We start from the raw sequence: 849 nt of genomic DNA on the forward strand, positions 1-849 counted from the left end.
CGCGGACGAACTCCATGACCACGACGCGCCGGGAGCCCACCGCATGGCAGTCGAGCACCAAGGGCAGGTGGAGGAACCGCCGGCCCGAGCGCTGGGCGCGCCAGAGCCGCTCGTAGGCCGCCCCGAGGCCCGCATCGCCGTCCAGGTACTTGCGCACGTACGGTCCCTGCTCGGAGCCGTTCGCCCCCACGAAGTACACGAGCTGCGTGGTCTCGAACGCGCTTTCCTTCATGACGGCGTCCACGCGATAGCAGCCGTCGCGCGCCAGTGCATCGAGATGTTCGGAGAGCTCGTCCATGACAGGTACATGGTAGCAGAAGGAGCCGGGGGCGCACCGGACGCCGAGGAGGTTCGCGCGGGCTCCCCGCAGCCTCAGCAGATCGTGTCCTCGCCGAAGCGGTAGAGCTCCTCGTCGGTCTTCTGCAGGCTGTAGCCGTGGTCGAGGCAGAAGATGATGATGGCGTCGCGGCGGTCTTTGCAGTACAGCCCGCTGGCGCCGGCCGCCTGCAGGAGCCGGTCCGCCTCCTTGAGCGTGAGGCCCAGGGCGAAGGCCAGCTGCAGCACCTTGTTGCGCGACGCGCCGCGCTGCCCCATGAATATCTGGTAGCCGAACGTGTCGTTGAGGCCCGCCCGCCGCACGACCTCGGCCCGCTCGAGGCCCTTCTCGTCGAGCAGCTGCTGCAGGTAGTCGGGCAGGCTGCGCCTGCCGATGCGGTGCCGCTCGGCGAACGCACGCGGGTCCGGCGCGTCCAGCAGCTCCTGCAGCAGCTCGTCGGTCAAAGGCTCTTTCACGCGGCGCTTCCTTCTTCTTCGTTTCGTGTCCGGTCTCATGGTATCAGACGGCCGCCG

The 849-nt window shown here is 68.7% G+C and carries 2 protein-coding genes; both read right to left on the bottom strand.

Features of this window, described 5'->3' with window-relative positions; genetic code table 11:
• A partial coding sequence (locus tag GPA_RS19440; protein ID WP_041239650.1) for a hypothetical protein occupies positions 1-298 on the bottom strand: 298 nt, incomplete at its 3' end.
• Positions 299-372: 74 nt separating this feature from the next.
• A complete protein-coding gene (locus GPA_RS13355; RefSeq protein ID WP_041239651.1) occupies positions 373-792 on the bottom strand; it encodes a helix-turn-helix domain-containing protein in 420 nt (139 codons plus the stop codon).
• Positions 793-849: the final 57 nt, after the last annotated feature.

It is taken from the genome of Gordonibacter pamelaeae 7-10-1-b (genome assembly GCF_000210055.1).
GTDB classification, from domain to species: domain Bacteria; phylum Actinomycetota; class Coriobacteriia; order Coriobacteriales; family Eggerthellaceae; genus Gordonibacter; species Gordonibacter pamelaeae.